Source organism: uncultured Lentibacter sp. (assembly GCF_937123735.1).
Taxonomy (GTDB): Bacteria; Pseudomonadota; Alphaproteobacteria; order Rhodobacterales; family Rhodobacteraceae; genus Lentibacter.
The window spans coordinates 76424-89448 of record NZ_CAKZKL010000004.1 but is presented as its reverse complement, the minus strand read 5'-3'; the positions used below and the strand labels follow the sequence as shown (position 1 = coordinate 89448).

The 13025-nt window shown below is 59.9% G+C and carries 13 protein-coding genes; 6 read left to right on the top strand and 7 right to left on the bottom strand.

The features are described 5' to 3' along the window. Nucleotides 1-13: 13 nt before the first annotated feature. Together Q0478_RS00560 and Q0478_RS00555 are read left to right on the top strand one after the other, a co-directional pair. Nucleotides 14-292: a DUF6749 domain-containing protein gene (locus Q0478_RS00560; RefSeq protein WP_298674946.1), complete on the top strand. Its 279-nt coding sequence runs from the start codon at nt 14-16 to the stop codon at nt 290-292. An 89-nt stretch (nt 293-381) separates the two neighbouring features. Continuing rightward, nucleotides 382-1440 (top strand): hypothetical protein, encoded by a 1059-nt coding sequence (locus Q0478_RS00555; protein ID WP_298674943.1) that lies wholly within the window; start codon nt 382-384, stop codon nt 1438-1440. A gap of 13 nt (nt 1441-1453) precedes the next feature. On the opposite strand, the gene Q0478_RS00550 is transcribed toward Q0478_RS00555, so the two are convergent. Then, nucleotides 1454-1777 (bottom strand): iron-sulfur cluster assembly accessory protein, encoded by a 324-nt coding sequence (locus Q0478_RS00550; protein ID WP_298674940.1) that lies wholly within the window; start codon nt 1775-1777, stop codon nt 1454-1456. A gap of 89 nt (nt 1778-1866) precedes the next feature. Between Q0478_RS00550 and Q0478_RS00545 the strand changes: the two genes are divergently transcribed. Next, nucleotides 1867-3027 carry a deoxyguanosinetriphosphate triphosphohydrolase gene (locus Q0478_RS00545; protein ID WP_298674937.1) on the top strand — a complete coding sequence of 387 codons (1161 nt, stop codon included), beginning with the start codon at nt 1867-1869 and terminating at the stop codon, nt 3025-3027. Between the two features lie 7 nt (nt 3028-3034). Here Q0478_RS00545 and ssb read toward each other — a convergent pair whose 3' ends face one another. After that, the gene (ssb, locus tag Q0478_RS00540) at nt 3035-3523 is read right to left on the bottom strand and encodes a single-stranded DNA-binding protein (RefSeq protein WP_298674935.1); all 489 of its coding nucleotides are present in this window, start codon (nt 3521-3523) and stop codon (nt 3035-3037) included. Nucleotides 3524-3687: 164 nt separating this feature from the next. Between ssb and Q0478_RS00535 the strand changes: the two genes are divergently transcribed. Then, nucleotides 3688-4299: a lytic transglycosylase domain-containing protein gene (locus tag Q0478_RS00535; protein ID WP_298674931.1), complete on the top strand. Its 612-nt coding sequence runs from the start codon at nt 3688-3690 to the stop codon at nt 4297-4299. 19 nt (nt 4300-4318) lie between these two features. On the opposite strand, the gene Q0478_RS00530 is transcribed toward Q0478_RS00535, so the two are convergent. From Q0478_RS00530 to miaA, 5 genes are all read right to left on the bottom strand, one after another. Next, complete coding sequence (locus Q0478_RS00530) at nt 4319-4861, bottom strand: VOC family protein (protein ID WP_298674928.1); 543 nt, start codon at nt 4859-4861, stop codon at nt 4319-4321. Nucleotides 4862-4976: 115 nt separating this feature from the next. After that, complete coding sequence (locus Q0478_RS00525; protein ID WP_298674925.1) at nt 4977-7061, bottom strand: ABC transporter ATP-binding protein; 2085 nt, start codon at nt 7059-7061, stop codon at nt 4977-4979. 177 nt (nt 7062-7238) lie between these two features. Further along, on the bottom strand, nt 7239-9083 hold the full coding sequence (locus Q0478_RS00520) for an ABC transporter permease (RefSeq protein WP_298674923.1): 1845 nt from the start codon (nt 9081-9083) through the stop codon (nt 7239-7241). A gap of 12 nt (nt 9084-9095) precedes the next feature. Then, the gene (locus Q0478_RS00515) at nt 9096-10181 is read right to left on the bottom strand and encodes an ABC transporter permease (RefSeq protein WP_298674920.1); all 1086 of its coding nucleotides are present in this window, start codon (nt 10179-10181) and stop codon (nt 9096-9098) included. A 363-nt stretch (nt 10182-10544) separates the two neighbouring features. Continuing rightward, nucleotides 10545-11423 (bottom strand): tRNA (adenosine(37)-N6)-dimethylallyltransferase MiaA, encoded by an 879-nt coding sequence (miaA, locus tag Q0478_RS00510; protein WP_298674918.1) that lies wholly within the window; start codon nt 11421-11423, stop codon nt 10545-10547. Between the two features lie 130 nt (nt 11424-11553). On the opposite strand from miaA, the gene pyrH reads away from it, so the two are divergent. Beyond that, complete coding sequence (gene pyrH / locus Q0478_RS00505) at nt 11554-12285, top strand: UMP kinase (RefSeq protein WP_298674916.1); 732 nt, start codon at nt 11554-11556, stop codon at nt 12283-12285. 164 nt (nt 12286-12449) lie between these two features. Further along, nucleotides 12450-13013: a ribosome recycling factor gene (frr, locus tag Q0478_RS00500; protein WP_298674913.1), complete on the top strand. Its 564-nt coding sequence runs from the start codon at nt 12450-12452 to the stop codon at nt 13011-13013. Nucleotides 13014-13025 lie beyond the last annotated feature (12 nt).

Sequence of the window (13025 nt, the reverse complement as noted above, 5' to 3'; positions counted from 1 at the left end):
TGGAGGGAACCAAATGTCTGCACTTCGTAAAACACTGATCGCTGAAACAGAGCTGACACCGACAAGCCTTTTTGAGGGCGCAGGTGTTGAGCTTTTTGTTTGCTGCTCTGAGCCAAGCCAGTCTGACACCATGCTGGGCGATGCGGTTGGAAGCTATGTCTGCTGCTCTGATCCTATGGGCTCTGACAGCCTGTCCGGAGAGGCCACGGGCAGCTATGTGTGCTGTTCTGAGCCTGTCGGGTCGGATGCGATGTCAGGTGATAAGCTGGACATGACCGTCTGCTGTTCATAACGGCCAATGCAGATGGCCCGGGCGGATGGTTGCTGCCCGGGCCTTCCAAGATGGATGCTGGTAGAAAGATAAAGAGGTGAGGGTGCACGATGGGCGAGGTGATCCAATTTGAAGTTCCAAAAGCTGCGCCAAGTGAGGCGGAGCAGCAAACGGCCCTTGCCCTGTGTTTTGCCCGTCATCGCAGAATTGGAGATGATGTTTTCTGGCTCAAGGAAAACGCCGAATTTCTCACCATTCACGAGACCGCCGGCAAACGGCTCGCAGCGCCGGCGCTGGAGGCCTATGAGAGTTATTATGCCGATGTGGAAAACCGTCTGAGGTTTTTCCCTCAATATTACCGTTTCTTGCTGTCGATCGCGCTGGATCTGGAGGCGCTTGGCTTTGAGGGCAACCGGGCGGAGGCCCTGTGCCATTGGGCTGCGCAGGCGGGGCTTGCGGATGCGGAGCTGTCAGATTTGCAACGGGCGGAGGCGGGGCGGCTTTTTGCACGGGGCGGGGCGCGCCAAACCGCCCTCGAACCTGCGCTGGCGGCGCGTTTGCGCCGGTTTATGGCGCGCAGCGAAACCTTCTCGCTCCCCAACAAAAAAGCGGCCTATGAGTTGACGCATATTGTGTTCTATCTCAGCGATTATGGGAAATCTGATCCGCAGATCGGGGCCGCAGCCCTGCGCAGCCTGATGTTTGCGGGCACTTTGGCGCTGATTGACGAAAACGCCGATCTCTTGGCCGAAGTCTGCCTTGCGCTGCGCTTTGCGGGGCAGGCTGTGCCGCCGGCCTGGGAAAGCTGGGTGCAGGCGGTGCAGCGGCAGTTTCAGGTGCGCGCGGAGGCGTCGCCGCCGGTGGATGATTACCACGAATATCTGACCTGCAATTGGTTTGCCATGGTCAGCGGGGGAGACAGCTTTGTGCAGCCCCTGAGTGGCGAGCGTATGATTTTCAGCAAATCGCGCGGGCATCACGGCGTGTTGCGGGCGGTTTCGGAGCATCTATACAACCTTGCCGACCGCCGTTTGGGCGACTGGGAGGTGATGCGCGGCGCATTGGAAAGCCGGCTGGCCCAGGGGGCGTATGCCCATCTGCTGGAAGCTGAAGCCGCATATGCCGATTTCGGGACATTCTTTGAACATTTTGCGCGGGCCGGGCGTTAGCCTGAGCGCGGCGTCACATGGAAAACGACACGCCACAGCCACAGGAGCTGGAAGCATTGGGATTGTCGATCACGAACCGGGCCCCAATTAATTCTTGCACATAGTCAATTTTGGCACCGGTCAGAAAAGGCTGGCTGACTGTGTCGATCACCACTTTTTCGCCCGCCCCCTCTAGAACCAGATCTTCCGGGGCGGGGGTGTCCAGCTTGATTTCATATTGAAAACCCGAGCAGCCCCCCCCTTCAACGGCCACGCGCAGCGCCTTGCCTGCTTTGCTGGCACCTATGGTAGCGAGTTGGGCAAAGGCTTCTGGGGTCACTGAGGGCGGGACGAACATGGGCTCGGCTCCTTGGGGTTCGCGGGTTTACCTGACGGCTCTGTGCAATATATATGGGGCCAGTGAAGCGGCGGCAAGGATGAGACGCAATGCAAATTGAAATGGCGCCTTTTGCCAGCCGCCCCGAAGAGGCCCGCGGGCGGCTGTTTTCTGAATCTGAGAGCGCGTTTCGCACCTGTTTTCAGAGGGATCGGGACAGAATTATCCATTCCAGCGCCTTTCGGCGGCTGAAGCATAAGACACAGGTTTTTCTGGAGCATGAGGGAGATTACTACCGCACGCGGCTGACCCACTCCATTGAGGTGGCGCAGGTGGCGCGCACGATTTGTGGCGCACTGGGGCTCAATTCGGAGCTGACCGAGGCTGTGGCATTGGCGCATGACCTTGGGCATACGCCTTTTGGCCACACCGGCGAAGACACGCTGGACGCGTTGATGCAGCCCTTTGGCGGCTTTGACCATAACGCGCAGGCCATCCGGATTGTCACCGCGCTTGAGCGCCATTATGCGGCTTGGGACGGGTTGAACCTGACCTGGGAGTGCCTGGAGGGTATTGCCAAACACAATGGCCCCGTTGCGCTGCCGGCCCCGTATGCTTTGGCGGCTTATGACGCCCGCCATGACCTTGAGTTGGGCACCCATGCCAGTGCTGAGGCGCAGGTGGCGGCGCTGTCTGATGATATTGCTTACAACCATCACGATATTCACGACGGGCTGCGCGCCGGGCTGTTTGACGTCGAGGAGCTATTGAGCCTGCCGATTGTGGGCAGCTGTTTTGCCCAAGTCGATGCGCGCTATCCGGCGCTGGAGCCGGCCCGGCGCCAGCACGAGGCCTTGCGACGGTTTTTTGGGGTGCTGGTGGAGGATGTGATCCGCACCAGCCGCGCCGTGGCGGCGGATATAAGGCCGCAGAGCGTGGCCGATGTGCGCCTGGCCGGGCGGCCGCTCGTGCAGTTTTCGCCCGAGCTTTGGGCCGATCTGAAGGTGATCCGCGGATTTCTGTTCCAGCGCATGTATCGCGCGCCTTCGGTTGTGCGGATGCGCGCGCGCGCGGCCTTGATTGTGGAGGGGCTGTTTGAGGGCTACATGGCCACGCCCGAGCTGTTGCCCGAGGAGTGGCATGAGGCGTTGAGCGCCGCTTTGGGCGCGCCCACGGCCACGGCGCGCATTGTCAGCGATTACCTGAGTGGCATGACAGACCGTTTTGCCACCCAGGAGTATCAGCGCCTGATCGGGGCTTTGCCCGCTTGAGGCCGCGTTAGAAGGGGATTTCGTCGTCAAAATCCGAGTTGTTGCCCATCTGCTGTGGCTCTGACGGGCCGCCGAAGCGGTCATCCTGGCCGCCACCATAGCTGGAGCCACCGCCCGCGCCGGACCCGTTGCCACCCCCTTCGCCCCGGCCATCCAGCATGGTCAGCACACCGTCATAGCCTTGCAGCACAACCTCGGTGCTGTAGCGGTCATTGCCAGACTGGTCTTGCCATTTGCGGGTTTGAAGCTTGCCCTCGATATAAACCTTGGAGCCTTTGCGCAGGTATTGCTCGGCGATGCGCACCAGACCTTCTTGAAAGATGGCCACCGTATGCCATTCGGTGCGCTCGCGGCGCTCGCCGGTGGATTTGTCTTTCCAGTTTTCCGATGTGGCAATGCGCAGGTTGCAGACCTTGCCGCCATTCTGGAAGGTGCGCACCTCGGGGTCGCGCCCCAGATTGCCGATGAGAATGACCTTATTTACCGAGCCTGCCATGTTGCGCCTTTCTGAGAATCTCTTTTGTTTCGGACATAGGTTACACCATCACGCAGGCGTTAATGAAAGGATAAAACTTGAGATAAATGAGCGAGAAGTTGCGAAATCTGCGCCGGCTTGAACTTGGGGCTGGAAAATTGGCGCGCCGCGCGTAGGGTGGCGCCATGAGATTGCGCCTGTGGCAGATGCCAAAAATTCTTGCGAGCGCCGCGCTCTTGTTGAGCCTTGTGCCTGTCGCGGCACAGGCCGATCTGTTTGGGCGTGCGGCCAAATCACAGTTTCAATCGCAAACGCGTGTCTTGGACAGCCGCGCCCAAGCCCAGTATTCGGCCTCAGTGCGCCTGCAACCCAGTCAGGTGCACGCGCCAACAAAATGGGGAGATGAGGCCCTGTCTGTCTCGCTGGGGCGGGCCAACAAGCTTTATGTGGATATGGCCCGCAGGGTGGCACACAAGCATGGTGTGCCGGTGGATCTCTTTCTGCGGCTTGTGCAACAGGAAAGCGGCTGGAATGCGCGTGCGCGCTCGCACAAAGGGGCGATGGGGCTGGCGCAGCTCATGCCCGGCACCGCGCGCGCGCTGCGCGTAAACCCGCATGACCCTTATGAAAACCTCGATGGGGGGGCGCGTTATCTGAAAGAGCAGTATCGCGCATTTGGCTCCTGGCGGCTGGCGCTGGCGGCTTATAACGCCGGGCCGGGCGCTGTGAAGAAATATGGCGGCGTGCCGCCCTTCAAGGAGACCCGCCATTATGTGAAGGTGATCTGGGGAAGCTAGCGCGCGTCCCCTTCTTGTTTCAGACCTTGGAAAGCTCTTTTTGATGGAGCCATTCAGCGTGTTTGGGGGCCTTCTTGGTGCGGCTCCACTCCTTGAGCATCTCCCATTTGACGGCGTCAAGCTTGGCCAAAAGGGCGTCTTCCTCAGGGTCGGGGCAGGCCAGCTCTATGCGGTGGCCGTTCGGGTCAAAAAAGTAGATCGAGTGGAAGATCGAGTGGTCTGTGACACCGAGAACTTCCACGCCATTGGCTTCAAGATGTTCCTTGAACGCAATCAGCTCCGCACGGTCTTTCACCTTGAATGCGATATGTTGCACCCAGATCGGGGTGTTGAGGTCGCGGCTCATTTCCGGCTTGGTGGGCAGCTCGAAAAAGGCCAGAACGTTGCCGTTGCCCGCATCCATGAAGACATGCATGTAAGGGTCCGGCTCATGGGTGGAGGGGACATGGTCTTCGGCGATGGCGAGCACGAAATCCATGTTGAGCATCTTGTGATACCACTCCACCGTTTCTTTGGCATCCTTGCAGCGGTAGGCGACGTGGTGGATCTGTTCAATTTTCATGGCGGCACTCCTTTTGATGGGAGTGATGAAGGTTGCATTTGTAACCATCAAGCAAAAAGTTACATCTGTAACCATAAACACCCAAAAGGAGCCGCGCTTGGGCGGCTCCGTGGGGTTATTCTGCGGCGATCTTGATCACCGGGTCCATTTTCTTCAGGATCTCATTACTGAGGTGGCATTTGATCTGATGCCCGTTGCCCATATCTTTGACGGGTGGGATTTCGCTGTCGCAAAGGCCGCCGGGAACCTCAGATTTCCAGCGGCACCGGGTTTGGAACGGACAGCCGGAGGGCGGGTTCATGGCTGATGGGATATCGCCTTCGAGCACGATATGCTGTTTCTCAATGCTGGTATCCGCGATGGGCACAGCCGAGAGAAGCGCCTCGGTGTAAGGGTGGTAGGGCGGTGAAAAAACTTCATCTGTGGTGCCAAGCTCAACCACATGGCCAAGATACATAACCATAACGCGATCAGAGAGATAACGCACGATGCTCAAGTCGTGGCTGATGAAGAGCAGGGTGGTTTTATGCTCGCGCTGGATTTCCATCAGAAGGTCTGTCACAGCGGCTTGGACGGAAACATCGAGCGCGGATACGGGCTCATCGGCCACCACAATCCGCGCATCCCCGGCAAAGGCACGGGCGATGCCGACACGCTGTTTTTGGCCACCCGAGAGCTGGCGCGGCATCCGGTCGGCGAAGGCGCGGGGCAGCTTCACCAGATCAAGCAGTTTGAGCATCCGCTCGCGGCGCTCGGCGTCGCTGTTGCCAATGTCAAAGATCTCCAGTGCGCGGATGATCTGACGCCCTACGGTCATGGAGGGATTGAGCGTGTCAAAAGGATTCTGGAAGACCATTTGCACGTCGGCCACTGTTTTGGTGTCGCGTTTCTCGATCGGGGTGTTGCCGATACCCTGACCGTCGAGCAGGATCTGCCCGTCAGTGGCCGTTTCCAGCCCCATGAGCACTTTGGCGAAGGTGGATTTGCCGCAACCTGACTCGCCGACAATGGCCAGTGTTTCGCTTTCGCGGGCCTCAAAGCTCAGGGTTTCATTGGCTTTAACCACCCGCTTTTCGCCGCCGCCAAACAGCGCATTCGCCGCAACTTCATAATATTTCTTGAGGTTTTGCATGGACAGCACCACCTCGCCGATCTCGCCTTTGGTCTTGGTTTCGGCGGCGATGAGGGGGGCTTTCCAGTCGATTTCCGTAAACTTCAGACAGCGGGTTTCATGGCTGCCCGTTTCATCGGCGGCGGCCATGGGCACAAAGCCCTGATCGCACCGCCCTTCCTCAAAATAGTCGCAGCGCGGGCCGAAATTGCAGCCTTTGGGGCGCTCATGGGGCAGGGGAAAATTGCCCGGGATCGCCACCAGCGGGCGCGCGTTTTTGTCGGCGCCGGGCAGGGGGATAGAGCGGAAAAGGGCTTGTGTATAAGGGTGTTGCATGTTGTTGAACACCTCTTTGATGTCACCGCGCTCAACCGCTTCACCGGAATACATCACGCAGATACGGTCGCAGGTTTCCAACACAAGCCCGAGGTTGTGGGAGATAAAGAGCATGGAGGTGCCGTATTTCTTGCCCAGATCCTTCACAAGCTCCACAACGGCGGCCTCGACTGTCACGTCAAGCGCGGTGGTTGGCTCATCGAGGATGAGCAAAGAAGGCTTTGACATCAAGGCCATAGCGATCACGATGCGCTGTTGCTGGCCGCCGGAAAGCTGGTGCGGATAGCTTGAGAGCATGCGGGCCGGGTCGGGGAGTTTCACGTCTGTGACCACCTCGAGCGCGCGGTTGTAGGCCTCTTCTTCGGAGACGCCTTCATGGATCATCGGCACTTCCATGAGCTGGCGGCCGATCTTCATCGCTGGGTTCAGAGATGCCATAGGCTCTTGATATATCATGGCAATTTCGTTTCCGCGGATGTCGCGCAGCTCGTCAGCGCTCATCGAGGCCATGTCGCGGCCCTTGAATTTGATACTGCCGCCCACAATATGGCCGTTCTTGCCCAGATCGCGCATGACCCCAAGCGCCACTGTTGACTTGCCGCAACCGGATTCTCCAACCAAACCAACGGCTTCGCCCGGAGCGACCTTGACAGAAAAATCCATCACCGCCGGAATTTCACGCAGCCGCGTGAAGAAGGAAATTGACAGTTTGTCGATCTCCAGGATCGGACCATCATACTGAATTTTTGCCATTAACTTTCTCCCTGAGCGGCGCAAAACGGGGGGGTGAAAAGCGTGCACACCCCGTGCACAAAGCGTGCACCGCCTGATGCGGCTTTTGGGGGTGTGTTTTCGTTAACCATTCCGTTGCGTCCTTAATCTTTTGGTCATACCAGCGGCGGCGCGGCCCGACAGAGCCGCGCGCCTCAGTTAGTCTTTCAGGCTTTCTTCGCGCAAACCGTCGGCCAAGAGGTTGAGGCCCAGAACGAGCGTCAGCAAGGCAAAGGCCGGTGGCAAAGCCGGGTGGGCATAGATCGACAAAAGCTTGCGGCCCTCGTTGATTGTGCTGCCCCAGTCCGGGCTCTCGGGCGGCAGCCCAAGGCCGAAGAAGCCAAGCGTGCCCAGCAGGATCGTGGTGTAGCCGATGCGCAGGCAAAAATCGACGATGAGCGGCCCGCGCGCGTTGGGCAGGATCTCCCAGAGCATGATATACCACGGGCCTTCGCCGCGCGTCTGCGCCGCGGCAACATAGTCGCGGCTGTGAATATCGAGCGCGAGGCCCCGCACGATCCGAAAGACCGTGGGCGAGTTCACAAAGACCACCGAGACAAACACCACCAGAACGCCCGGGGCCGGATTGAAGAAATCGAGCGGGCCGAGAAGGTTGATCTGGCTGTCAGGGGCGTTGATGGTCACCGCATAAAGCACCGCCATCGGAATCAGCACCACCATCAGCCAGAAGCGGTTTTTGCCGGGGTCTGTTTGAAAGCGCGAGCTGATCAGCACACCGGCAAAGACGATGGGGAAGATGAAGAGCACAATCGCCATATATTGCGGCAGGCCTGTTTCCACGATCTCCGGGGTGACCAACAGATAAAACAGCAAGATCACCGGGAAGGCGAGAATGAGATTGGCCAGAAAGCTCAGCACCGTATCAAGCGAAGCACGGAACATGAGCACAAAGAGCATCCCCAAAATTACGGCCAGCATCAGGAAGTTTGCCAGCCCGCCCCAGACCAGAGCGGCGAGTGTTGCCAGCCCAAAGACAACGCCTGTGGCGATCATCCCCAGGGAGCCTTTGCGCAGCGCCGGCCCCGAGAAGTAGCCCGCCGGCAAGCCGAGCGTGATGCCGACCATGAAGGCAAAGAGCGTGGCCAGCGGCGCGATCATCACCACGATCACCGAGCCTGTGACCATGCGGCTGAAGACATCGCGCGCCAGATTGTCGCCGCCCAGAAGATAGAACGGGTAGGCGCCCTCCGAGATGTCGCGCAGCGGCGTGCCCGGGACCTTGTTTTTCATGCCTGAAAGCTGGTCCAGCGGGCCGTGGGTTGCGATCATGTCAAACAGACCGTTGAACAGCGCGGTAAACACCCAGAACATGACCAGAAAGAACCCGAAGATCCCAATCGCGTTGTCAAAGAGCTTGCCATAAAGCCCGAGCTTGCGTTTGTAGGCCATGGAGAGGGCAAAAAGCAGCCCAAGCGCGATCCAGACCGGCAGGAAGCGCATGAAGATCGAGGCCAGAATGCCGCGCCCCTGCATGGTGGCGATGCGCTTTTGTTGGGCCAGCTCCTCGCCCGTGGGCAGGGCCGCTGGGTCCATGGAGGCCAGCGTGTCGCGAAAGCCCGCGCCGGCAAAGAGCAGCGTGTAACCCAGCCAGGCAACGGCGGTCAGCCCGATCAGTTTGAGCATCAGCGCAAAGAGGCTGCCCATGGTCTCGGCAGGGTTGTCAAAGAAGGTCTTCATAAAGACGCCAAGCATTGCGGCAAAGACGCCAAGCGCCAGCAGGCCAAGAAGAATTTTGCCCAAAGCCGCCAGCTCCATTCCGCCGCTCAAGCTGGGCGAGAGGGCGTTGTAGATATAGCCGATTCCGACAAGCAGAAGGGTGACAACGGCGATGCCGTTAAAGAGCGAGAAGCTGCCTCTGGGAGAGCTGTCGGTGAGCGCAAGCAACATCGAGCACAGGCCCGCAAGCACCGCGAGGGTGGCAAAGACCGCAAGGAAGCTTCCAAAGAAGCCTGCGTAGGCGCCAAACCATGTAAGAGGTTCCATTATCTTTCTCCCTTACGAAATGCGGATGCGCGGGTTGAGGAACACATAGCCGATGTCACTCAGAAGCTGGGTGACAAGGACCACGAAGACAGAGACAACCGAAACCCCGAGCAACAGCTCGATATCATTGTTGCCGGCGGCCGCCACCAGCGTCCAGCCGAAGCCCTTGTAGTTAAAGAGCGTCTCGACGATGACCACGCCGTTGAGCAGCCACGGAAGCTGGAGCATGATCACTGTGAAGGGGGCGATCAGCGCGTTTCGGAGCGCGTGTTGCATGACGATGTTGCGGAAGGCCACGCCCTTGAGCCGGGCGGTGCGGATGTATTGCGCTGTCATGACTTCGGCCATGGAGGCGCGGGTCATGCGGGCGATATAGCCCATGCCGTAGAGCGCGATGGTGAGCACCGGCAGAAAAAAGTTTTCGAAGTTGGCACTTTCCATGGCCGAGGTGGCTGTGCCCTTGAAGAGCGTTTTGCCCTCGATCAGCCCGGCATCGGCCAGAATGGGCGAGAGGCCAAAGCGCGAGCTGGCCAGAAGGGCGATGAAGATCACCCCGGAGACATATTCTGGCGTGGCGGTGGTTGCGATGGAGGCGGTGGAGAGCGAGCGGTCGGTGCGCGAGCCTTCGCGCATTCCGGCGAGCACCCCCACCAGCAGAGCCGAGGGCACCATGAGCACCATGACCCAGAACATGAGTTTGGCGGTGAGGCTCAGGCGGACGCTGATGATTTCGGTGACCGGTTCTTTGAAGACGGTGGAATAGCCCCAATCTCCTTGCAAGATGCCGCAGAAGCGCGGGGCCTTGTCTGGATCAACGCCCGGGCGCAGGCAGCGGCCGATTTGCTCGCCGCTGGCTGTTGTGCTGGTGAAACCGGGCGCAACGCCGAGCCACTCGGCATATTTGCGCGGCAGCGGCTGGGTGTAGCCGCGGCTGTCGAGCCAGCTTGAGACCTGCGCGTCGGACATGCGCATGTTGCCCTGGGTTTTGGCCAGTTTCTCAAGGTTGGGGTAAAGATTGGTCAGAAAAAAGACCACGAAGGTCAGGCAAAGCGCTGTCAGAAGCATGACGCCGAGCCGTCGGAGGATGAATAGTCCCATTAGGTTCCCCTGTTCATCAGGCGATTGTCAGGCGATTGCGCCTGTTTTGGGTGATGCGCGCGGGGGGGCATCTGCGGAGCGGTCAAAAATGGGGAGAGGCGGGCCTTCTGTGGCCTTGTGGCGTTGCGGCCTTGATGGCTCTGGCGCAGGCTGATCAGACCCGCGACAGCCGCGCATGACAGATGCGGCATTGTTTTCTCCCTTTTGGGCCGAGGCCGTGCCGCTTTGCTGCGGTCTTGTCCCTTCGGCTTGGCGATTTGGACATATTTTGCCCCCCCGCGTCAATGGCCTGTTCGGTTTATTTTTGTTATTTTGCGACGCTTTCATGGGCAAAAAGCGACATCCCTCCCCAGGCGGCAACTGCTAGGCGGGGCGGATGGGCTGCCAGTTTTGCATTCGGGCGCGAAACCATGTGCGCTGGCGTTTGGCGTATTGGCGGCTGGCGATGATGGCGCGGCTGCGCGCCTCTTTGAGCGTGATTTCGCCCGCCAGATGGGCGATGAGCTCGGGGGCGCCGATGGCTTTGGAGGAGGGCTTGCCGGGCGCCCAATCGGGAAGGTTGGCCGCCGCCTCTGCCAGCGCACCCTCCTTCAGCATGAGATCAAACCGCTGGCTGATGCGGGCGTTGAGCCAGTCTTTTTCGGCATCAATCACAAGCGGTTGCGCGCGGCTGAGGGGCAGGTCGGGCGGCGGCGTTTCAGCCTGCCAGAGCGCAAGGCCACGGCCCGTGGCGCGCAAAACCTCAAAGGCCCGCTGCACGCGCATCGGGTTTTGCAGATCAATCTTCGCCGCCGTCTCGGCATCGAGTGCCGCGATCATCTCCGCCAGCCCCCCGGGCGCAAGGCGCAGCGCATCGGCTGTGGCGCGCACCTCGGGCGGGGTTGGGGGAATCGCCGCCAAACCCTCTGTGAGCGCAGAAAAGTAAAGCCCCGTGCCGCCAACGATGATGAGGCGGCTGCCACCACTGGCCAGCGCGCGCACCTGCGAAAGCCATTCGCCGACCGAGTAAGGGTGCGTGCCCGCCACATGGCCATAAAGCGCGTGGGGCGCGCGGGCTTCATCCTCAGGGCTGGGGCGCGCGGTGAGCACGCGCCAGTCGGAATAGACCTGAAGGGCGTCGGCATTCACCACCGTGCCGCCCTGCGCCTCGGCGATCGCAAGCGCCAGCGCGGACTTGCCGGAGGCCGTTGGCCCCGCGATGAGCACGGGCCGTTCAGGGGAGAGGCGGGTGATGTCATACATGCCCCGCCTTTAGCGCAGCCTTGCCGCAAGGCAAAGCGCGCTTTTTGGCCGAAGGGGCGGTTTCGGGCGTTGCGCCTTTCAGGAATTTGTTACATTTAGGCAAAAGCCCAACCCCATCAGGAGACCTAAGATGTCAGAGCCAGCCGCGCCGAACACAACCTTCAAACGCGTGATGCTCAAGATATCGGGCGAAGCCTTGATGGGAGATCAGGGCTACGGGTTGCACCCGCCCACTGTCCAGCGGATTGCCCAGGAAGTGAAGTCGGTTCAGGAGATGGGTGTCGAGATCTGCATGGTCATCGGCGGCGGCAATATCTTTCGCGGGCTGCAAGGCAGCGCGCAGGGGATGGAGCGCACCACGGCGGATTACATGGGGATGCTGGCCACGGTGATGAACGCGCTGGCGATGCAGAGCGCTCTGGAAGACCTTGGCGTGTTTACCCGCGTGATCAGCGCGATCACCATGAACGAGGTGGCCGAGCCTTACATCCGCCGCCGCGCTGTGCGCCACCTTGAGAAAAAGCGGGTCTGCATTTTTGCGGCCGGCACGGGCAACCCTTACTTCACCACCGACACCGCCGCGACCCTGCGCGCCAACGAGATGGCCTGTGAGGCGATTTTCAAGGGTACGAAAGTGGATGGTGTCTATGACAAGGACCCGGAGAAATTTGACGATGCGGTGCGCTATGACAGCGTGAGCTATGACGATGTGCTGCAAAAGCGCCTCGGGGTGATGGACGCCAGCGCCATTGCGCTGGCGCGTGACAACAACCTGCCAATCATTGTCTTTAGCCTTGATGAGCCCGGCGGGTTCCGCGGCATTCTGGCGGGCGAAGGCACCTACACCAAGGTGGGTGGATAAGCCCTGGCGCGCCGCCGGCCTGAGCTGCGCATGTGGCGCGCTTATGGCGGGCTTTGGCAAAGATATCTGGTATTTGCGCCGCAGGTTGCGTAAAACGTTTTTCAAGAGGCGCGCTCTGCGCCAGAGCGCAAGACGAACACCGCAAGACCACAGGAAGAGAACAGATGTCAGACGATTTTATGCTGGATACAGACGCGCTTGAACGGCGCATGGACGGCGCCATGGCGAGCTTGCGCAACGAATTTGCCAGTCTGCGCACCGGGCGGGCCTCCGCCAGTATGCTGGAGCCGATTGTCGTGGAAGCCTATGGCCAGCAAACGCCCATCAACCAGTTGGGAACGGTGAATGTTCCGGAGCCTCGGATGGTGACCATCAATGTCTGGGACAAATCTATGGTGCAAGCCGTGGAGAAGGCGATCATGAACTCCGGTCTGGGAATCAATCCGCAGACCAATGGCACGATCGTGATGTTGCCGATTCCGGAGCTCAACGAGGAGCGCCGCCGCGAACTGAGCCGTGTGGCGGCCCAATATGCCGAGCACGCCCGTGTGGCGGTGCGCAACATCCGGCGCGACGGGATGGACCAGGTCAAGAAAGCCAAGGCAGACGGGCTTTCCGAAGATGACCAGAAATTCTGGGAAGACGAAGTGCAAACCATTACGGACAAGCACATCAAGGCGCTGGATGCGGCCCTTGAAAACAAGCAGGCCGAGATTATGCAGGTGTGAACCCGGTGATCC

What these genes read in the sequence shown, in the direction of transcription:
- Q0478_RS00560 (WP_298674946.1), top strand. Translation starts at nt 14, where the DNA reads ATGTCTGCACTTCGTAAAACACTGATCGCTGAAACAGAGCTGACACCG.
- Q0478_RS00555 (WP_298674943.1), top strand. Translation starts at nt 382, where the DNA reads ATGGGCGAGGTGATCCAATTTGAAGTTCCAAAAGCTGCGCCAAGTGAG.
- Q0478_RS00550 (WP_298674940.1), bottom strand. Translation starts at nt 1,777, where the DNA reads ATGTTCGTCCCGCCCTCAGTGACCCCAGAAGCCTTTGCCCAACTCGCT.
- Q0478_RS00545 (WP_298674937.1), top strand. Translation starts at nt 1,867, where the DNA reads ATGCAAATTGAAATGGCGCCTTTTGCCAGCCGCCCCGAAGAGGCCCGC.
- ssb (WP_298674935.1), bottom strand. Translation starts at nt 3,523, where the DNA reads ATGGCAGGCTCGGTAAATAAGGTCATTCTCATCGGCAATCTGGGGCGC.
- Q0478_RS00535 (WP_298674931.1), top strand. Translation starts at nt 3,688, where the DNA reads ATGAGATTGCGCCTGTGGCAGATGCCAAAAATTCTTGCGAGCGCCGCG.
- Q0478_RS00530 (WP_298674928.1), bottom strand. Translation starts at nt 4,861, where the DNA reads ATGAAAATTGAACAGATCCACCACGTCGCCTACCGCTGCAAGGATGCC.
- Q0478_RS00525 (WP_298674925.1), bottom strand. Translation starts at nt 7,061, where the DNA reads ATGGCAAAAATTCAGTATGATGGTCCGATCCTGGAGATCGACAAACTG.
- Q0478_RS00520 (WP_298674923.1), bottom strand. Translation starts at nt 9,083, where the DNA reads ATGGAACCTCTTACATGGTTTGGCGCCTACGCAGGCTTCTTTGGAAGC.
- Q0478_RS00515 (WP_298674920.1), bottom strand. Translation starts at nt 10,181, where the DNA reads ATGGGACTATTCATCCTCCGACGGCTCGGCGTCATGCTTCTGACAGCG.
- miaA (WP_298674918.1), bottom strand. Translation starts at nt 11,423, where the DNA reads ATGTATGACATCACCCGCCTCTCCCCTGAACGGCCCGTGCTCATCGCG.
- pyrH (WP_298674916.1), top strand. Translation starts at nt 11,554, where the DNA reads ATGTCAGAGCCAGCCGCGCCGAACACAACCTTCAAACGCGTGATGCTC.
- frr (WP_298674913.1), top strand. Translation starts at nt 12,450, where the DNA reads ATGTCAGACGATTTTATGCTGGATACAGACGCGCTTGAACGGCGCATG.